Here is a 22,703-nt window from a genome sequence, read left to right as displayed (position 1 = left end):
AACTATTTTATACAAATTTAAGAAATTTTTTACTTTATAATAAAATTTATCTTGTGTTATTGCTTTGGAATTCAGTGCTATAGTTTTAAATAGGAATTGAAAAAGAATTAGCTAAAACATTTACGTTCTTATATAAAAAACAGATACCCTTTAATGGTATTCTACGGACAACTATTTTTTGTACATTTGAGAACTTAAAAATTATATCGATTTCGTTAAATTTTATTTTCTTGTATAAGTTATGTACCCTTAAAATTATGGGGTATTAACTTCATGCCTGTTGTAACAACAAAAGGAAGATAAGGTATGGAATAGTATTTATTATGATATTATTCATTTCAGAAAAGCCAAAAAATTCAAAAAATACTTTTTACATTGAAATTTAAAACTTTATTAATCAGCTTTATTTTTATAGGACTTGTTGCTTGTAACAATAAAGAAAAACAGGCATCTTTAGACAATGCAGTAACGCATAGTGTTCAAGGATCTGCAATGCCAGAAATTCAGAATGGTAATCTTAAATCTCTTTTAGATTCAACCAAGGGATTGGATTTGAAATATTCTTCAGAACAATTAGATAATACGAAAGGACTTTCCAATAGTTCTGTTAACGCTATTTTTCAGGATTCCGAAAATTTACTTTGGATAGGAACATGGGATGGACTAAATCGGTATGACGGAAATAATTTCAAAATTTTCAGACCTGAATTAGACAATGAAAATAGCCTGAGCAATCAGGTAATCCTTAAAGTAGACGAAGATAATACGGGTCGAATTTGGATATTAACGATCCATGGGATTAATCGGTATGATAAAAAAACGGATACGTTTCAACGTTATTATTTTACCAGAAAAAATCAGCCACCATTATCAGAATCAGAATTTAATATGGCGCTTGATACTTCAAAGAACGTATTTTGTGCCGTAAAAGATTGGGGTATAGGGTATTTTGATGGAACTGAATTTCAATTGTTAAGAACTAAAAATCTTTCTAAAAAAGCGGTCATAAAAATGGAATTCTCACCAACGGGTGAATTACTTGTTTTGTTTGAGAATAATGAACTTTATACTTTGTCACTTGAAAATAAAAACAACAAGAAAACAGTTTCAAAAGTAAGATTGATTTCAAAAAACGTTAAAACCTTTGGAATGGTTTCCAAAGAGAAAATTTGTATAGTCACAGCAACAGGAAGTGCTATTTTACACTCTTTATCGGATAAAAAAAATCAGATTCTTCCAGAAAAAAATGTTGAAAATTGTATTGGACATGTTCCTGAAGGACTTGTTCTTTCCAGCAAGTCAGGCTATTTTATTATCGACAGCAATGGAGAAAATACTAACAAATCATGGTTGAAATACCTGAAGAATCAGAAGGTTACAACCTTAATTCAAGGAAGTGAAAATGTGCTTTGGACAGGAACTGATGGTGATGGAATCTTTAAAATGTATCCACTTAAAAAGGCATTTAATTTAATTTCTAAAGTACAAATTCCTGAACTTGATGGCGGTATTGTTAGAGCATTTCTGGAAGTAGAAGGCAATTCTTTTTGGGTTGGAACCAAAGGCAAGGGATTATTTCGCTTTTCTTCTGATTTTTATCTGAATGCTGAAAAACTATTACAGTATTCAACTTTTAATGAAAGCAATAGCATTATTAATAATGCCGTATATGCTTTATGTAAAGGAAAGGAAGATCTAATTTTCATAGGTACAGATGGTAATGGGATTACTGTTTTTGATTTAAAAAAATCAAGACTTATTAATTGGTCGGAAATTTTAGGGAATGAGAAATGTGACTATTTTAAGTCAACATACACCATTTATCAGGATGAAAAAGGATTTGTTTGGCTAGGAACCAATGGCTATGGAATGGTTCGTTGTAAAATTGAGCGTTCAGGCGAAAAATTAAAAGTAACTGAATTCAAAAAATATGTTGCAGCCAATAACGGTGAAAAAGCATTAAGCAGTAATATTATTTTTTCAATAATTCCGAAGAATCAAAATCAGCTCTGGATTGGAACCCGACTAGGAGGTTTGAATCTTTTTGACAAAGAATCGGGTCAATTTCGCACCTATAAAAATATAAAGAATGATCCTAAAAGTCTATCCAATAATGACATATTGTGTTTACAGACGGATTCCAAAAATAGACTTTGGATAGGTACCAGCTTTGGGTTGAATTTGTTGGAAGTTTTAAAAAGTGACGGAAAAGCGGTATTTAAAAGCTTTACCGTTAAACAGGGACTTCCTAATAATACTATTCACGGAATTGTTTCGGATAAAAAATCCAATCTCTGGATAAGTACGAATTTTGGCTTATCCAATTTTATACTTAATGGATCAAAATTCATTAATTACACAAAAAACGAAGGCCTTCAAAATAATGAATTTGCCGATGGCGCTTTTTACCAAGATGCACAATCAGATTATATTTTTATGGGAGGAATAAAAGGATTTAATTATTTTTTGCCTCAAAAAATAAAGGAATCATCCATCATTCCAGATATTCTCATTAATAAAATCAGCGGACAAAATCAAGCGATTCCGTATTATCAGGGATTGGTGATCGCGCCTAATTCAAATACGAATCCGTCGATTGTTTTAAAACACAATCAAAACTTTTTTGACATTGAATTGTCAGCTTTGACTTATATTAATAATGAAAAATGCCAATATGCCTATCAATTGATGAATTTTGATACGAATTGGAATTTCATTAACAATCGAAGAACGATTTCCTTTACCAACGTTCCTAAGGGAAACTATTCCTTGTGGATAAAATGGTCCAACAGTGATGGCGTTTGGAGCAAACCCGTTCATGCAATTGATATCCGAATCAAGCCAGTGTTTTGGCAATCTAATCTTGCTATTGTAATTTATACTGTATTGGCAGCCCTTTTTATACTGTTTGTACTCAGTTATTACAAGAAACGTCAATCTTTGAGCCAAAATATACTATTCCGAAAAAGAGAAGAAGAACTTCATGAAAACCGACTTACATTTTTTACTAATGTTGCCCATGAATTTCAAACTCCTTTAACTTTGATTGTCGGGCCTGTTCAAAAACTATCTGAGACAGCAAATCTCACCGAAAGAAATCAGAAGTTCATACAGATGATTCAGCGCAATTCTTCAAGATTATTGTTTCTAACGCAGCAATTATTGGAATTCAGAAAAGCCGAATATGATTATTTAGAAGTTACGGCAAGAGCATTTGATCTTGTAAACTTGGTCGAACAAATTGCCGAATTGTTTGACGAATGGGCATTAGATAAAAATATTGACTATAATCTCGACATCCCTTCAACATTGCCGGGATGGCTTGACAAGGATAAAATTGAAAAAATAGTATTTAACCTGATGTCAAATGCTTTTAAATATACTCCAGAAAATGGAAAAATTGATCTCAAGTTTCACATTCAGGATGAGGATCCAAAAAGATTAAACATAACCATCATAAACACAGGTAAAGGGATTCCAAAACAGAAATTAGATTCTTTATTTGATCGGTTTTTCCTTTCTGACCCAAATGCAGGAGCTGAAAATGATATGTTTAGAACAGGTATTGGACTGGCCTATATTAAAAAACTGGTTACCGTATTGCGAGGGGAAATTCTGGTTTCAAGCATTCCTGATAAAGCGACCACCTTTACTATTCTGGTTCCTTGCAGCAAAGAGGCGTTTTCTGAAAAAGAATTAGACGTAGAAGTAAGTCCGGTTTTGATTTCGCATCATCTTAAGAATATCCTTGAAGAAATCCCTGGCAAGGACGATGCTATTCCAAATAAAATTTCATCCCTTGAAGGACTTGAAGACAGTAGGAAAACAGTTTTAATAGTCGAAGATGAGAAAGAAATTCATTTATTCCTGAATGATTTATTAAATGAAAAATATAAAATTATTACAGCTTTTAATGGTGTAGAAGCTGTAGCGATTCTTGAAAAGGAAATCCCTGATATTATCATTAGTGATGTCATGATGCCTTTGATGGATGGGGTAGACCTTTGTAAAAAAATCAAAACAGATATTAAGACCTGTCATATTCCTTTTATTATGCTTACCGCAAAAGATTCGGTTATTCATAGAATTGAAGGTTTGGAAAGCGGTGCGAATTCCTATATCCCGAAACCATTTTATCCCGATCACTTATTAATAAGGATGCAAAAATTGCTGGAAGAAAAAGAGTTAATTTTAAAGCACTTTACCCAAGATACGCTGACCGAAAATCTATCAACGCTTCCCATAAATAATGAAGAAAAAGATTTTGTAAAAAGAGTAATTGAATTGATCCGTAAAAATATTGATAATGAAAATCTTCAAAGTTTATTTATTGAGAAAGAATTGGGCATCAGCAACTCGCAATTGTACCGAAAAATCAAACAGATTTTCGGTTTTACTCCGGGTGATTTAATTCGAACCATACGATTAAAATATGCGGCTGAACTTTTGCGTAAGAATGTATTGACGGTTTCTGAGGTGTGTTACCAATCCGGATTTAACAACCGTTCCTATTTTTACCGTGAGTTTAAAAAAATATACAATACCACTCCTAAAAATTATCAGCTTAAGTACAAAATTAAATAGTAAGTATCTTTTAAAATCCTGAAAATCAGCATCTTTAATCCAGGTGTACACTTTTGATGAAATAGTGTACACCTTTTTTTATGCTCTGGAATTACTTTTATGAACTGATTTTTAAGTCAAAAAAAACCATTAATGCATTTAATTAACCTAATTTTTATTAACATGAAAAAAATCAATCAATTTATTAACCAATTTAACACTTCCTCCTGATGAGAAAAAATGTAATTTATAATATGGTCTTATTATGGACAATAGTATCAGGGAGTGTAATGTACGCTCAAACTGTGAAAGGGGTAGTTTCGGATAGCAGTGGTCCATTGCCACAAGTAAATGTAGCTGTCAAGGGAACGGCTATAAATACAGCTACTGATTTTGATGGAAATTACACCATTAATAATGTTGATTCAAATGCTGTTTTAGTTTTCAGCTATATAGGATTTTTAACCAAAGAAATTGCAGTTAAAGGAAACACTGTAATAAATGTTGTATTAGTTGAAGATTCACAAAAATTAGAAGAAGTAGTTGTCGTAGGATATACCAGTCAAAAGAAAGCTTCCATAACGGGAGCAGTTAGCACGGTTGATTTGGCAGACCTTTCAAAAACAAGAGTGGTAGATGTTGCTCAAGCCTTGCAAGGACAAGTTGCCGGTGTTTTTGTAGCTGCCAATACAGGTGCCCCTGGTGATGGTATAAAATTGCGTATTAGAGGTGAAGGTACTCTTGGTAAGAATGACGTTCTCTATGTTATCGATGGTGTACCTACCCGTGATATTTCGTTCCTTAATCAATCAGATATTAAATCGATGTCGGTATTAAAGGATGCAGCGGCAGGAGCTATTTATGGTTCCAGAGCAGCTAGTGGAGTTGTTTTAATTACAACTAAAAGTGGACTAAAAGGCAGATCAAGTTTTGATGTTGATATGTACTCCGGAATTCACTTTGCCACCAATCTTCCAAAAATGTTGAACACGGATCAATACTTAACCGTTAAAGATCAAGCTTGGCATAATACTGCTGGAAATGCAGCATCGGCTATTAGTCCTTATGCAGCTGACAGAAGCAGAACTGATTTGGCTAACACGGATTGGCAGGATGAGTTATTTACTACAGGTATATCAAAAAACTTCCAGGTTTCGGCAAGCGGTGGTTCTGAAAATGTACAGTATTTAATTTCCGGAGGTTATTTTGGACATGACGGTATTGTAGTGGAAGATAATGATCAATTCGAACGTTTTAATTTCAGATCAAATGTTAATGCAGACATTTCAGATCGTTTTAAAGTGGGAACCAATCTTCAAATTAGCTACGCGAAACAAGATAAATTATCTTCTAGTGGAGATGTACCGGGAGTTATTCGTCATGCATTGATTCGTCCACCGGTTTTAGGTGTTTATAAAGATGTTTCAGATCCAACTTATACTGAAAGCAATCCGTATACAGATTTACCTTTTTACACGGGTCCAAATGATGGCTGGAGTAAAATTTACGAATACACTTCAAATCCAATAGCTATTGTTCACTTTACAGATGACAAAAGAAACACATTTCAAACTTTTGGAAATTTATACGGCGAATATGCTTTGTTGAGAGATAAAACGCTAAAATTCAAAAGTAATTTAGGTGTAGACATCAAATTTTCTCATAACAAAAATTTTGCTTCAAACTTTGGAGATGCCAATATCAATGATCCTTCCAATCAATATTATGGTTTGGGAAGAAACAACAGACCTAATGGTTTAGATGAAAATAGAGGTCAGGAAATGACATTTACTTTTACCAATACATTGAATTATATTAAAACGTTCAAAGAATTGCATAGCATAAACGCATTGCTTGGAATGGAAAATATCAGTAGCAAAGCGGCAGCAATGGGTGGCAGCAGACAAAATTTTGACAATACCACAGATCCTTTCAGATACCTGGATTATGGAAGTACAACTAATGCGTACAGTTCAGGATCAGCCAGCAACTGGAGTTTGTTATCTTATTTTGCTTCTGGAACCTATGGATATGACAACAAATATTTTGCATCAGCAACAATGAGAGCAGATGCTTCTTCACGATTTGGACCGAATAATAAATGGGGATATTTTCCATCTGTTTCTGCGGGCTGGGTAGTATCTCAGGAAGATTTTATGAAAAAATCAGATTGGATCTCTAATTTGAAATTGAGAGCAAGTTGGGGTGAAGCCGGAAATCAGGAATTACCAAATAATGCTTACGAAACATTGGTGTCTTCTACTGGAGGAGTTGTAAATGTAGTTCGTTATGGTAATCCAGATTTGAAATGGGAAACTACTACGCAAACTAACTTTGGAGTTGATTTAGGAATCTTGAATAATAAATTGAGTTTTACAGCGGATTATTTTACAAAAACTACTGATGATATCTTATTAACCGTGGGCTTACCTGCAGTATCAGTAGGAGTTATAGAAAGAACTTTTGTAAATGCTGGTGAAGTCAACAATAAAGGACTTGAATTTGGTGTGAATTTTCAAAATAATGATAATGAGTTTAAATACGGTATAAATGCAAACATTGCTACCCTAACAAACAGAGTGAACAAACTTCATGAATTTGTAAAAAACATCACTGACGATTTTACACATACAAAAACAGAAACAGGGCAACCGATAAGCTCGTATTATGGCTATCAATTTGATGGTATTTATCAAAATTCAGCGGAAGTTAGTACGCATTTATTTTCAAATGCTAATGCAACTCAACCTGGGGACATTAAGTTTAAAGATTTAAACAGTGATGGACAGATAAATGCTGATGACAGAACTTTTATTGGAAATCCAATTCCAAAAGTTACTTACGGAGTCAATTTTAATGCGAGTTACAAAAACTTTGATATCTCTTTCTTATTGCAAGGAGTAGAAGGGGTAGACCGTTACAATGATTTGAAACAAATCTTAAATTATGATAGCCGTCCGTTCAATTCTACAACAGCCGTATTGGATAGCTGGAATGGTGAAGGAACAAGTAATACAACTCCTCGCGTTACTTTTAACAATAATGGTGGTGGTAATGTTTCTAGTGTTTTTGTGGAAGATGCTTCTTATTTGAGATTGAAAAATTTAGAAATTGGGTATACTTTTAATAAAACGGTTCTTGGTATAAAAGACATGCGTTTGTATGCGTCAGGTCAAAATTTATTTACGATAACTGACTATACAGGCTTGGATCCGGAATCTACTTCACTGATTGACAAAGGAACATATCCTCAATCTCAGTCGTTTATTTTTGGAGTAAGAGTTAAACTTTAAATAAAAAATTAAAAAATATAAATTATGAAAAATTTATTTAAAACCGGTATTCTAATGTGCCTGATGGTATTGGTAAGTTGTGAAGATGAGCTTACACAAGAGCCTATCGGATTAACGACTTTGGACCAGGCAAACAGCACTCCAACATTAAATACAGTAGAAAGTTCAGTAAACTCTTCTTATGAATTGCTATCAAACCGATTGAACATATTGGCACAATGGGATTGGGGCGGAGGTCTTGTTTTTCAAAATGATTATATCATGCAGGATATCGCATCGGATGATATGGAGAAAAAATGGGCTTCAGATGGTGATCAGCCATGGATCGATGAAATCAACAATTTCAGTTATACTTCAACCAACGGTGGTCCAAACGGATTATGGAAATATAATTATGAAGGGATTAAAAGACTAAATATCGCGATTGAATTATTAACAAAATCGGATATAGAAGCTATTACAGGAATTACTACTGCCAGAAAGAACCAATTGTTGGGTGAGGCTTATTTCTTAAGATCGTACTACTATTTCTCTTTGGTTACTAATTTTGGTGATGTACCCTTAATTTTAGCGCCAGTAAAAACATATCAGGAAGCTTTTGATGTTGCAGTGAGAGCTGATAAAACATTGGTTTGGGACAGACTTAAAGCAGATTTAGTTTTAGCAAAAGGATTAATGCCAAACAGCAAATATTCTTCTACCAGTGAAAAGTGGAGAGTTTCTAAAGGTGCTGTGATAGCACTTCAGGCAAAAGCTGCTTTGTACACTGAAAAATGGTCAGAAGTAATCACTTTAGTAGATGAGTTAGCGCCACTTGGCTATAGCTTAAATGCTAATTATTTCGATAACTTCAGTACTTCCAAAGAGTATATCGATAATGAAGTTATATTTTCTTACGACCATCAGTCCAATACAACTCCAAGAAGAGGCAATGGAATTTGTGCTCCTTTAGGATGGGGATTTTTTGCTCCAAGCACCGATTTCTTAAACTCATTTGAACCAAATGATCCAAGAAAATTTTACACAGTAGATGCAGCGAATCAGAATGTAAATAAAATGCTGGGAACTCTGGATGGCGGCAATAAAGGAAATGATGATGCGGTTACCAATAAAGTATACATGCGTTACGCAGATGCCTTACTTTGGAAAGCTGAAGCACTAAATGAAACGGGAGATTATCCTGGAGCAATTGCTATTATCAACATCATAAGAGCCAGAGCAAGAACTACAGTAACAGCTACAGGCGGAACTGCACCAGTTGGAACTTTGTTAGACAGAATAGCATCTACAGATAAAGCGACTGTAAAAGGGTGGTTAATTTCAGAAAGAAGAGCAGAACTTGGTTTTGAAAATCAAAGAATGCTGGATTTAAAAAGATGGGGAATTGCAAAAGCAGTATTGACAGCTCATGGAAAAAATTTCCAAGACAAACACCTATTGTATCCAATCCCTCAATCAGAAATTGATGCATCAGCAGGGACTTTGACACAAAATTCAGGGTATTAAGTTTTAATTAAAAAGTGGTTTGTTTTAATTAATATCCCTTGAGAAGTAGCAGTTACATAAAAAAATTGCTACTTCTCTATTTTTATATTTTGAATTGATTTCTGATGATTAAAAGTAAAATCTAAACTCACAACGCATACACATGAATTCGATAAATCTATATCAATTTTTTAAGTCTAATAAGAATTCACAACTATTCTATATATCTATAAATAAATAGAATAGTTGTGAATTTTATGAATAAATTTACTGTTAAACTACTCATTTTCGTATGTCAGAAATAGATTTGGATTTAAAAAAATAAAACTAAAAAACTAAAAATAGAATAGCATGAAAGATATTGCAAAACGTTTTACACAAAATCCATTATTGTCCCCAGCAGATTTACCTGCCAGTAGAGAGGGTTTACAAATTACGTGTCTTCTCAATCCGGGTGTATTTCAATTTGAAGGAAAAACATGGTTGATTGTTCGTGTAGCTGAAAGGCCGGAACAAAAAGAAAATAGTATTTCTTTTCCTATTTTAACGGAAACAGGGGCTATTAAAATTATAGAAATTCCTATGGATGACCCTGAATTAGATGCAAGTGATGCCAGGGTAATTAATTATAAAGGAGTTGATTATTTAACTACTTTATCTCACCTGAGATTATTGTGCAGTGAAGACGGACACCATTTTTATGAACCGGAGAATTATCCGCTTTTAGTTGGTGAAGGAATGCTGGAAACGTTTGGAGTGGAAGATTGCAGGGTAACTTTACTTGAAAATAAATATTACCTTACCTATACAGCTGTTTCTGACAATGGAGTGGGAGTGGGTTTACGCACTACAACCGATTGGATAAATTTTGAATCGCATGGAATGATGTTGCCTCCACACAATAAGGATTGTGCCATTTTTGATGAAAAAATCAACGGTTTGTATTACGCTTTACACCGTCCAAGCAGTGTTGATATTGGTGGAAATTATATTTGGATCACTTCCTCTCCGGATGGGCTTCACTGGGGAAATCACCATTGTATCATTAAAACCAGAGCCGGTTTATGGGATAGCAAAAGAGTGGGTGCCGGAGCCGCTCCCATAAAAACAGAAAAAGGCTGGTTGTCTATATATCATGGAGCCAATGCAGCACATCAATATTGTTTAGGTGCTTTTTTAATGGATTTAGAAAATCCTACAAAAGTAATTGCACGAACAGAAGAACCTATTATGATACCTACCGCAACCTATGAGTTGACTGGTTTTTTTGGGAACGTAGTTTTTACTAACGGGCATGTGGTACATCCTGATGGTGACAGCGTTACCATCTATTACGGTGCATCGGATGAGTTTGTTTGTGGTGCTGAGTTTTCTATCAAAGACATTTATTCACTTTTAAAATTTAACTAATGTTCAAGAAACTAAAAACCGAAATTGGTCATTTTAAAAGTCAGACTCACAATTTTCAAATATTAGTGCTTACGAATCTGGTTTATGCCATCGTTTTGCCTGTGATAGATATTTTTGTGGCTGCTTATGTGATGCGAAGTTCCAATGATCCTGTTAAGGTGGTTATCTATCAACTGACAATTTATGCAGGAATTCCACTTACTTTTTTATTAAATGGATTTTTATTGAAACATTTTAATATCAGAAAATTATATTCGGCAGGAATGATGCTGAGCGGCGTTTCCATGATGATCATGATGTCATTGAAAACACTTGACTTGGTGGGAATTGGATTTGCCGGAATTACGATGGGACTGTCTTTTGGTTTTTATTGGTCAAACCGAGATTATTTGGCATTAGCCATTACTAATGATACGAATCGAAATTATTATTATGGTTTGGAAACTTTTTTCTACACCATTATAGCCGTTGTCATTCCGATTACTATCGGTTGGTTTATCGAATCAAGTGGAGATGAAGCACAAATACATACAGCCTATCTAATCATTACCGGAATAGTATTTTTAGTGACTGTTTTCGCCTCTATAGTTTGTTTCAGAGGAACATTCCAAAACCCGGAACAAAAAAAATATGTGTTTTTTAAATTTCATCAATTATGGTATAAATTACTGTCATTGTCAGTCTTGAAAGGGCTGGTTCAGGGATTTCTGGTAACGGCACCCGCCATGCTGATTATGTTATTGATAGGGAAGGAAGGAGCATTAGGAACTGCTCAATCCATAGGAGCTATAATCGCAGCGGTAATTATGTATGTTTTAGGAAGGATTTCAAAACCTTCTGACCGAATAAAAATATTTACAGCGGGACTCGTTTTATTTGCTTTAGGAGCAGTAGTCAATGGGTTGTTATTCAATCAAACCGGTGTAATCATATTTATTTTATTGTTGCTGATTGCAAAACCGCTGATGGATTTGGCGTATTTTCCAATTCAATTTAAAGTAATCGATATTGTTTCGAAAATAGAGAAAAGAGGCGAATTTACTTATATCTTGAACCATGAAGCAGGTTTGTTTGCGGGTCGATTTTTAGGAGCAGGAACATTCTTAGTTTTGGCTTATGCTATTTCTACTGAAATTGCGTTGCGTTACGCTATTGTAATTGTTGCTATATTGCAGTTGAGTTCAATTTTTGTAGCCAAAAAAATTATAGCAGAAGGAAAATTACTTTCTCCTGATGAACCCGTAATTGATAGCAAAGTGCTTAACGAAGTTGCTGAAAAAATGGTGTAATACCGATTAAAAAAATAGAGTTACAATTAAATCAAAATAAGAAATGAATACTATTTTCAAAATCACTTTCGCTGGTTTGTTTTTTATCTTTTTCGGAAGTAACACAACAGCTCAGGTAACACAACAAAAGATAGCTCGTGTGGATCAGATGCCAAACCTGCCAAAGCCATTTCAAATCATCGATTATAAAAAAATGGCTGTCAGTTTTGATAGTACCGTATATGATTTCAATGCCAAAGGTAAATATTGGCCTATGGTATGGATCGACAGCAGCAAAAAGAATTTTCCTCAAGACGTTGTAGGGATTTACACTGCAGTGGCCGATGTAAGACAAGGGAAAAATAACAAAGGGATGTTCCATGAAGCATTGGCTACAATGGGAGCGACATTAGGAGCGAGTTTAGTAGGAATAGACAAAAGCAAGCAACAAAATTTGAATTATGTTGGTATGCTGAAAAATTATTTTAATACCGAAACAGGTTGGGATATTATGATGAATAATACGTGCCCGGAAGTCGCTTTATTGGGCGGTGGTTATGGTCGTGACTGGTGGTACGATGTGTATCCGAATCTCTTGTTTTATGCCGTTTATGATAAATATCCTAACGAACCCGGTTTCGATGGTATCGCTAAAAGTATCGCCGAAAAATTCTTTAAGGCCGATTCTATTTTGAATGGGAATTATGACTATTCCTATTTTGATTACGGCAAAATGAAACCCATGAAAAATAATATTTGTGCGCAGCCCGATGCAGCGGCGGGACATGCCTGGGTTTTATATGCAGCGTATAAAAAGTTTGGAGACCCAAGATATTTAAAAGGAGCCAAAAGTGCTTTATCCGCGCTACAATCACAACCTATAAATCCAACGTATGAATTATTAATGCCGTTTGGTGCTTATTTAGCGGCAAGAATAAATGCAGAAGAAGAGACGCAATACGACACGGATAAAATGTTGGGTTGGACTTTCGACGGAACTGCAATTTGTCGTGAAGGCTGGGGAGTATTGGTTGGTAACTGGAATGGAATTGATATTTCAGGAACAGTTGGCAGTACGGTAGATCATGGTGGATATGGCTTTTTGATGAATACCTATGATATGGCTTGGCCGTTGGTTCCAATGGTTCGCTACAATCAATCTTACGCAACGGCAATTGGTAAATGGATGTTGAATGCAGCTAATGCATCGCGTTTTTTTTATCCGCAGTACATGCCGGATGAGCACGAAACGATTCCGCATCTTGCTGAGGTTAGCAAAGGAGTAATTGGATATGAGGGGATCATTCGTCAATCGAGTTATAAAGCGTATGAAAATTTAAAAGGACCTGTGGCACAAGGAGACGGACCGCTTTGGGTACTGGGTCAAAATCCTGAGGAATCTCAATTTAGTGTTTATGGCAGTGGGCATGTTGGTATTTTTGGAAGTATTATCCGTGCAACCAATGTTACGGGGATTTTACAATTGAATTTACTGGCAACTGATTTTTATAGTGATAAAGCTTATCCTTCTTTTTTATATTATAACCCTTATACCACTAAGAAAAAAGTTTCAATACAAACAGAGCAAGGAAAAAAAGTGGATTTGTATAATACAGTTTCTGGACGTTTTGTTGCCCGTAACGTTTCTTCTTCGGCTAAAATAAAAATTGCACCAGAAAGTGCAGCGGTAATTGTTTGTGTTCCATCAGGCGGTAAAATAAACTATGAAGGTTCTAAAATGCTGGTGAACGGTATTGTTGTAGATTATAACTTTCAACAGAAAAAATAAAAGGATTTGCTTATGAAATCGAATCTGTTAATCGTTGCGCTACTTTCTTTCATTATGTTTAATACTAGTTTAGTAGTGGCACAAAATACGCAGTACTCACAAAATTGGTGGAAAGAATCGGTGTTTTACCAAATCTATATGCCCAGTTATGCAGACAGCAATGGCGATGGATATGGCGATTTTAAAGGAATGACCAATAAGCTGGATTATTTGAAAGGGCTAGGTATAAAAGGAATTTGGCTCACGCCATTTCTAACTTCTCCAAAAGTAGATAACGGCTACGATATTGCTAATTATTACGAGGTCGATCCCACCTATGGTAGTAAAGCTGATTTCAATACTTTCTTGAACGAAGCCCATAAAAGAGGAATCAAAGTGATTATGGATATGGTGCTGAATCATACTTCTACGGAATGCAAGTGGTTTCAGGAATCTCAGAAATCAATAGATAATCCGTACCGTGATTATTACATCTGGAAAGATAAACCGAACAATTGGGAATCTTTTTTTGGAGGAACTGCATGGGAAAAAGACTCTTTGACGAATCAATATTACTATCATAAATTTGATAAAAAAATGGCGGATCTCAACTGGTCTAACCCTAAAGTGGTTGTTGAGGTTCAAAAAGTACTTCGGTTTTGGTTGGAAAGCGGTGTCGATGGATTTCGACTGGATGTGATTAATTTTTTAACCACCGATGGAATTACAGCTGATAATCCGATAAAAGGTGGACAGCAAGTACATAGCAACGACATCGATCAAAAAGGTGTGAAAAATGCCATGCGAATGATAAAATCGACCGTCAGCGAGTATGACAACCGTTTCATTGTTGGCGAAATAGGAAGCGACAAAATTGAGGTTTTAAAGCAATACCAATCACAGGATTTACTGGATGTTGTTTTTAATTTCAACTTTGGAAGCATCAAAACATTTTCTTCGAAACGTATTTTTGATGAGTTGCAAAGCATGGAAAAAAATAGGAGCAATTACCCAACGTTGTTTTTTGGAAGTCACGATATGCCAAGAATGATTGACCGATTAGCCGATGGGAATCCTGATAAAGCACTGGCCTTGGCAGCTTTGATGCTTACGGCAAAAGGAGTTCCTTTTGTTTATTACGGAGAAGAAATTGGAATGCACAATATCATCGCGAAAAACGTGGAAGAGATGGTCGATATTCAGGGAAAAACTCATTATCAATTGGCTTTGGGCAAAGGTAAAAGTCCCGATGAAGCACTTTTGGAAGGAAATGAGCACAACCGAGACAAATCCCGAAGTCCAATGCAATGGAATGGAAATGCTTTTGCTGGCTTTTCAACTGAAAAAACATGGATTAAAACCAATTCGGATTACAAACAAATCAATGTTCAGGATTTAGCGAAAAAAGAAAATTCTATTCTTCATCGCTATCAAAAGCTGATAGCCTTACGCAATACTGAAAAAGTCCTGCAGTATGGAAAATACGACAGGCTAGAGCATAAAGATGGACAAATTTTGTTTACCCGGTCTTTTGAAGGACATAAAATTACCGTGGTAATTAACTTTGGTTCGGTAAAGAAAGTAAGCCTTCCAAAAGGAGCAAAAATCCTAATGGGAAAAGCAAAACTGGAAGCAAATGACTTTATCATTTACAGCAACTAAAATATACAGAAATACAATCAATCGAATATTTTTTACTTTTTAAAACAAATAAAAATGAATCTTACTATCGCTACTACTTTAGACAAGAGCGCTGTTTTTGAGCAAATTGCTGCAGCATTAAAAAAAGAAAATTTCACAGTCGTTAAACAAGATGAAACTCGACCATGGGGAGGTTTTTTTGTAATTGATGAAAGTCAGGCGCCTGCTTTTGCCGCTAAATTTTTTCCTCAGCTTGAAATGGAAACGATTAAAATTACCAATAAGTTAAGCCCGAAAATATTGGTGGTGGCACCTCACAAACGTTTGTCATGGCAATATCACTTTCGCCGAGCAGAAATATGGAAAATACTTGCCGGTGTAGTAGGTGTTAAAACCAGTGCCACAGATGAAGAGGGAGAAATTCAGGAACTTACACCTGACACTTTTATCCAAATGGACGAAGGCGAACGTCATCGCTTAATAGGTCTGGATTCATGGGGAATAGTAGCCGAGATTTGGCAACATACAGACCCTGAAAACCCTTCTGATGAAGAGGATATTGTTCGTTTACAGGATGACTTTGGCAGATAAATAAAAGTATTGTTTTTTACTTTTGGATCACACTAAATTTTTAAAATAGAAACATTGTTTGAGGAGTACCTTTATTCCTGAACAATGTTTTTTTTTGGGGGAATAAGCACTTTTTTACAATTAGAATTTTATGTTTATTTAGTTTATTGTGTTTTTTTAACACAATGAATAAATTGAATTCAATTAAAAAGGTATTAAATTTCGACTTTTAAAATAATTTCGCTTTTAAATGCAAATTAAGTACATTTACTTAATTACAAGTAGTTTCTATTTGTGAATAAAATTAGCTTCTTAATAATTTAGAATTTCTTTGAAATCGTTATGATTCAAAAACACAAGAATAAATTCGTATGAAAAAAATGTCGAAAATTGATAGCCTCAGGATTGATGAACTTTCTGCTACTCCAAAGTACCAACAGTTAGTCAATGCAGTTTTGAATGCCATAAAGCAAGGTATTCTTAAAAAAGGGGATGCCATGCCGTCGATCAATGAGTTGAGTTTTCAATACGAAATATCCAGGGTTACGATAGAAAAAGGATATAATAAACTACGTAAAATGGGCATTTTAGAAGCTTTTCATGGAAAAGGTTATTTTATTGCCAATACGGATATCTCCCAGGATTTAAAAATATTCTTGATGTTCAATAAATTGAGCGCTCATAAGAAAATTATTTACGATGCTTTTGTGGAGACGTTGGGCGAAAAAGCAGCTATTGATTTTTATATTTATAATAATGATTATGGTTTGTTCAAAAAATTGTTAAACCAACAAAAAAGTGTGTATACCCATTATGTTATCATTCCCCATTTTATTGAAAAGGCGGAAGGATACCAGTTATTGATTGAAGAAATACCAAAAGAAAAATTAATTATCGTAGGTAAAAAGATTGAAGGAATTACAGGGAATTATGGTGCCGTTTACGAGAATTTTGAAGAGGATATTTACAATGCGCTCAGCAAAGCATTAGAACTTTTAAGTAAATACCACACTTTAAAATTGATTTTTCCGGAAAATAGCTATTTCTCGGAGGAGATTATCAAAGGGTTTAAAAACTTCTGTTATAGCTATGCTTTTAACTATAAAATAGTACATGATCTTAACCGTGAAGAAGTAAATGAAGGGGAAGTTTATATTAATTTAATGGAAGAAGATTTGGTGAAAATCCTTGATAAAATTATAACCTTAAATTTAACTGTAGGGGAACAAGTTGGGGTCATCTCCTATAACGAAACGCCTCTCAAAAAATTTATCATGAATGGACTCACCACAATCTCAACTGATTTTGAGGCTATGGGCAAAACGGCTGCGCAATTGGTGTTAAACGCGTCAAAAGAACATATCGAAAATCCGTTTGAATTGATTCTTAGGGGATCTTTATAAAACAATAAATATGACTATCCGTAAATAATACTAAAAAAATTTAGCCACAAATTTCACGAATTTGTCACTAATTTTTATCCTTAAAAGAAAAATGAAACACCAATTCGTGAAATTTGTGGAAATTCTATCTAACTCTTTTCAAATGGTTGGTATTAAGAATTCGAAATAGGACTACGGCACTATAAAATCTGCGGAATCTGCGTGCTAAAAATTTTTCACGCAGATTTTTGCAGATTCAGCAGATTAGTGTTGTGAAAAATCTGTTTTTTATCAGTATTTCGCTTTAGCGAACCTATTTCATCTGCTTACGGTTAACAACGCTTTTCTGAGTTAGCAACTATTTGTCAAAGTACTCAACTTTCTTTAAATTCGTGGCTAAAAAAATAATTATAGTCCGCTAAGCGGACAGTCATAAACAATAATAATGGAATTACGTAAATTAAAATCATTTTTGGTAGTTGCTAAAGAATTACATTTTGGTAAAGCTGCCGAAAAACTCAATATTACTCAACCAGCCTTAACCCACCAAATTCAACAATTAGAAAGCGAGTTGGGCTTTGAACTTTTTGACAAAGCAAAACGGGTAAATAATAGAAAAGTTGAATTGACCGAAGCAGGTGCTTATTTAATGAAAGAAGTAAGCCGTGTAATAGATTTGCTGGACAGAACGCTAAAAAGCGCCAAGATCAATAGTGAAAAAAGTAAACAATTAAAGTTAGGTATACCTAAAATGTCTCCCACAAATGAGGTTATAGCCGTCTTGCAAAAGCTACAACTGAAGTTTCCTGATACCACTTTCAAAATAATAGAATGTTCGACAGTAATATCAGTTCAAGAAGCGCTGTTTAAAGGAAATATCGATATTGGGATTACTACCTTACCACTTGTTTTTAAAGGGTTGGATTATCAGGTTTTCCAGAATGAATTTCTTAATGTCATTATGCCTAAAAATCATCCATTGGCTAAATACCAAAAAATTAAGATTGAACAACTTCGTAATGACAAATGGGTAGAGTTAACTAAAGACTTATGTCCCGCAATTTTGGAGGATGTAGAAGTATATTGCCGAAATGTAGGTTTCTCCAGAGATGCAAATATTGTTCAGGAAGTGTCCAATGTAGAATTGTTGGTAGGATTGGTGAATGTCGGAATTGGAATTGCTGTTTTTCCATCACACTTTCCAACAAATTTAGAAGGAATTGTTTCTAAAGAATTAGTTTTTTCTGATAACACCCGATTGGAAGTTACCAAAATATTGGCATACAAAGAAACACTAGATGACGAATACCAGCAAACAATAAAAAATGTTTGGTAAATATTCTTTTTGCAAATAAAAGCCTCGTAATAAAAGTTTTGAGGGATTTAAAAATACGTTTGCTAAAATTTTATTTTTAAATCAATTGACTTTAAATAAATATTAGTTTTGCTTTTTTATTTTAAAAAACACACATGCTAACGTATTGAATATTAACTTTTTTATTTATTTTTTTTAAACCAACTCTTCTTCTCAAGATGAGTTGGTTTTTTATTTCTAATTTTTAGATTAATTATTTCCAATAAATAAATTTTATTAGAAATAATAAAAAAAGTAATCAAAATCCGGTTTGCGATAACGATTGAGTAGGACAGTTAAGTTTTTGATATTTCTTTAATTTACAAAAAAGAACATCAGTAGTATTTATATCTTTAAATGAGAACACTTTTTCAGTATTAAAAAAGGGAAACTTTAATAGCAATCTGTGATTGGTTTTAATAGGTACTTCAGTAAAATTTAAAATAAATTTCAATCTACATAAATTAAAAATATGAAAAAAAATTCGGGATTAATAGCAGCATTTTCTTTGATGCTTGCCTGTAGCTCTAGTTATGCTCAAAATAAGAGTGATAACTTATTAAAAGAGTTTGCTACACCTCCAAATTCTGCAAAGCCTCGTGTATGGTGGCATTGGATGAATGGTAATATCTCTAAAGACGGAATCGCTAAAGATCTTTTGTGGATGAATAGAATAGGTATAGGAGGTTTTATGAATTTTGATGCAGCTTTAGCAACTCCACAAATTGTAGAAAAGAGATTGACCTATATGACACCTCAGTGGAAGGATGCTTTTCAGTTTACCACAAAATTAGCCGATTCCTTAAAACTGGAAATGGCGATTGCTGGTTCACCGGGATGGAGTGAAAGTGGCGGACCATGGGTTGCCCCTAAAGATGGAATGAAAAAATTGGTTTGGAGTGAAATCCGTGTAAAAGGCGGAAAAAAATTCATCGGGGTTTTACCAAAAGCGCCTACTAAAACAGGACCATTCCAGAACATTCCTTTCTTTGAAGCAATGCTTATGGGAGAACCGGTAGCAGCTCCAGCTGATTATTATGAAGACATCAGTCTTATGGCTTATAAATTACCGGATGCAGAAATTAATTTAAGCGATTTAAAACCAAAGATTACCTCAAGTGGTGGGAATTTTACAAGTAGCCAACTTACAGACGGAGACTTAGGAACGACTATTTTGCTGCCTTCTACAAAAAACGATGAAAGCGCCTGGATACAATTTGCTTTTGAAAAACCACAAACGTTCAAAGGAATAACTGTAGTTGGAGGAGGAGATAAAGGACCTTTTGGACTTTTTGGAGATAAAGCGGATACACGTTCTCTTGAATTTAGTGATGATGGAATTCATTTCAAAAAAGTGATTTTTATTCCGGCAGGAGGATTGGTACAGCAAACTATTAATTTTTCAGCAACAACCGCAAAATATTTCAGGGTTACGTTTAAAAATCCTCCGCCTATTTTTAGTTTTGCAGCGATGATGGGGTCAAATGAAGCTCCAAAACTTTCGCCAGGGACTGATGTTGCCGAAATTGTTTTGCATAGCGCCACAAAAATTGATCGATTTGAAGAGAAAGCGGCTTTTGCGGCTGTTACAAATATCGATGTAAAGGGTACTCCAAATACTTTGGATGTTATTGCACCAGAAAATAGTATTGATTTATCAGATAAAATGAATGCAGATGGGACATTAAACTGGACGCCACCAGCAGGAAATTGGAAGATTATTCGTTTTGGTTTTTCTTTATTAGGAATTACTAATCATCCGGCTTCACCGGAAGCAACAGGTTTGGAGGTAGATAAATTAGATCCGGTAGCCATAAAAGCGTATTTTGAAAATTATTTGGATCAATACCAAAATGCTACAGGCGGATTGATGGGAGATAAAGGCGGTTTGCAATATATTGTAACGGACAGTTGGGAAGCAGGAGCGCAAAATTGGACACAAAATTTACCCGCTGAGTTTTTAAAACGAAGAGGATATAGTTTATTACCTTGGATGCCTACACTAACTGGTCAGATTATTAAAAGCTCAGAAGCTAGTGAAAAATTCTTATGGGATTATCGTAAAACATTGAGTGAAATGTTATCTGAATACCATTACGATCAATTAACGACTTTGTTACACGAACGCGGAATGAAACGCTATTCTGAATCCCATGAAAATGGTCGTGCGTTAATTGCAGATGGAATGGAAGTAAAACGTACTGCCGATATTCCTATGGGTGCCATGTGGACACCAGGTGCAATAGGCGGAGATGGTAAGACGTATAATGTTGATATCCGTGAATCCGCTTCTGTGGCGCATATTTATGGACAAAATTTAGTGGCTGCCGAATCGCTTACTGCTATTGGTAATGCATTTGCCTTTTCGCCGGAGCGTTTGAAGCCAACTGCCGATATGGAATTAGCCAGCGGATTGAACCGATTTGTAATTCATACTTCGGTACACCAACCATCAGATGAGCATGTTCCCGGTCTTGGACTTGGACCATTCGGTCAATGGTTTACGCGTCATGAAACTTGGGCGGAACAAGCTAAATCTTGGACAGATTATCTATCCAGAAGTTCTTATATGTTGCAACAAGGTAAATTTGTAGCAGACATTATCTACTATTATGGAGAAGACAATAATATCACTTCCCTTTTTGGAAAAAAATTGCCAAATGTTCCCGAAGGGTACACTTATGATTTTGTCAACGCCGATGCACTTTTAAATGTGCTTTCTGTGAAAAACGGGCAAATAATTACGCCAAGCGGAATGCATTATAAAGTTTTGGCATTGGATGACAATAGCCGACAAATGACATTAAAAGTGGCTAATAAAATTAGTGAATTAGTTAAAGCAGGAGCAATTGTTGTTGGGCCAAAACCAATTGGAACGCCAAGTTTAACGGATGATAAAACAGCATTTAATGCCGTAATAAATGAATTATGGGGTGCTGATAACACGGTGAAATCTATTGGTAACGGAAAAGTATATACAGGAGAAAGTATCGAAAAAGTGTTAACAGTTTTAGCAGTTAAACCAGATTTTGAATATACTAAACCACAGGCCGATACCCAATTATTATATGTACACCGTGAATTACCGGAGCAGGAGTTGTATTGGGTAAACAACCGCAACGACAGGACCGAAAATATTGAAGCAACTTTCAGAGTTTCTGGAAAAACGGTTGAAATTTGGCATCCTGAAACAGGAAAAACAGAACCTGCTTCATATTCTTTTGAAGAGGGTCGTACCAAAGTAGCTTTGCATTTAGAACCAAATGATGCTGTATTTGTAGTATTCAAAGAAAATACTACTAAAACTGCAAAAATTTTGCCGGCAGTAACGGAAACAAAATTAACAGCAATAGAAGGAAACTGGAACTTGAGTTTTCAAAAAGAAAGGGGAGCACCTTCGAATATTACGATTGATAAACTGACTTCTTGGACAGAAAATTCAGATGCTGGCGTGAAGTATTTTTCAGGGACTGGAACCTATTCGAAAACAATTGATGCTCCAAAAAGCTGGTTTAAAAAAGCGGGGCAATTATGGATTGATCTAGGGGATGTAAAAAATATTGCGGAAGTAATTGTTAATGGAAAATCAATAGGAATTGTTTGGAAAAAACCATTCAGAGTAGATGTAACTGGTATTTTGAAACCAGGAAAAAACACTTTGGAAATAAAAGTGACGAATCTGTGGGTAAATAGACTTATCGGTGATGCACAAAAAGATATTGTTAAAAAAATCACCTATACAACTATGCCATTTTATAAAGCGGACGCTCCATTGTTACCATCAGGATTATTGAGTACAGTGACCGTTTTATCAGTGAAATAAAAAAGTATTTCTTTCGAATGATTTGAAATAATTAGAATTTAATTTTAAAGAGGTGGAACCAAAAAACAACAGTTTGGTTTCACCTTTTTTTTGATTTTAGAACTTTAATAATTCTTAAAAGTATAAAATATTGTTTTTATACTATA

General features: G+C 34.6%; 11 protein-coding genes. All 11 read left to right on the top strand.

Annotation, left to right across the window (positions count from 1 at the left end):
- The first annotated feature begins 375 nt into the window (after positions 1-375).
- The 11 genes from ACM55F_RS03745 (at position 376) to ACM55F_RS03695 (ending at position 22,557) form a co-directional block, all read left to right on the top strand.
- Positions 376-4,584, top strand: coding sequence for a hybrid sensor histidine kinase/response regulator transcription factor (locus ACM55F_RS03745; protein WP_416852366.1), 4,209 nt, complete (start codon positions 376-378; stop codon positions 4,582-4,584).
- Between the two features lie 209 nt (positions 4,585-4,793).
- Entirely contained in the window at positions 4,794-7,856 is a 3,063-nt protein-coding gene (locus ACM55F_RS03740; protein ID WP_416852365.1) for a SusC/RagA family TonB-linked outer membrane protein, read from the top strand.
- 24 nt (positions 7,857-7,880) lie between these two features.
- Positions 7,881-9,362: a RagB/SusD family nutrient uptake outer membrane protein gene (locus tag ACM55F_RS03735; RefSeq protein WP_416852364.1), complete on the top strand. Its 1,482-nt coding sequence runs from the start codon at positions 7,881-7,883 to the stop codon at positions 9,360-9,362.
- Between the two features lie 330 nt (positions 9,363-9,692).
- The gene (locus ACM55F_RS03730) at positions 9,693-10,751 is read left to right on the top strand and encodes a glycoside hydrolase family 130 protein (protein ID WP_416852363.1); all 1,059 of its coding nucleotides are present in this window, start codon (positions 9,693-9,695) and stop codon (positions 10,749-10,751) included.
- A complete protein-coding gene (locus ACM55F_RS03725) occupies positions 10,751-12,040 on the top strand; it encodes an MFS transporter (protein WP_416852362.1) in 1,290 nt (429 codons plus the stop codon). Before ACM55F_RS03730 ends, ACM55F_RS03725 begins: the two co-directional genes overlap by 1 nt.
- Positions 12,041-12,083: 43 nt before the next feature.
- Positions 12,084-13,808, top strand: a complete 1,725-nt coding sequence (locus ACM55F_RS03720) for a glycoside hydrolase family protein (RefSeq protein WP_416852361.1) — start codon at positions 12,084-12,086, stop codon at positions 13,806-13,808.
- A 12-nt stretch (positions 13,809-13,820) separates the two neighbouring features.
- Positions 13,821-15,449: an alpha-amylase family glycosyl hydrolase gene (locus tag ACM55F_RS03715; protein ID WP_416852360.1), complete on the top strand. Its 1,629-nt coding sequence runs from the start codon at positions 13,821-13,823 to the stop codon at positions 15,447-15,449.
- A gap of 54 nt (positions 15,450-15,503) precedes the next feature.
- A complete protein-coding gene (locus ACM55F_RS03710; protein ID WP_416852359.1) occupies positions 15,504-16,019 on the top strand; it encodes a cupin domain-containing protein in 516 nt (171 codons plus the stop codon).
- 359 nt (positions 16,020-16,378) lie between these two features.
- Complete coding sequence (locus tag ACM55F_RS03705) at positions 16,379-17,401, top strand: GntR family transcriptional regulator (protein ID WP_416852358.1); 1,023 nt, start codon at positions 16,379-16,381, stop codon at positions 17,399-17,401.
- Between the two features lie 424 nt (positions 17,402-17,825).
- A complete protein-coding gene (locus tag ACM55F_RS03700) occupies positions 17,826-18,716 on the top strand; it encodes a LysR family transcriptional regulator (RefSeq protein ID WP_416852357.1) in 891 nt (296 codons plus the stop codon).
- Between the two features lie 490 nt (positions 18,717-19,206).
- Positions 19,207-22,557, top strand: coding sequence for a glycosyl hydrolase (locus tag ACM55F_RS03695; RefSeq protein ID WP_416852356.1), 3,351 nt, complete (start codon positions 19,207-19,209; stop codon positions 22,555-22,557).
- The last annotated feature ends 146 nt before the right edge of the window (positions 22,558-22,703 follow it).

The sequence above is a fragment of the Flavobacterium melibiosi genome, from assembly GCF_048158545.1.
GTDB lineage: Bacteria > Bacteroidota > Bacteroidia > Flavobacteriales > Flavobacteriaceae > Flavobacterium > Flavobacterium melibiosi.
This window is presented reverse-complemented; position numbering and strand designations above follow the sequence as displayed.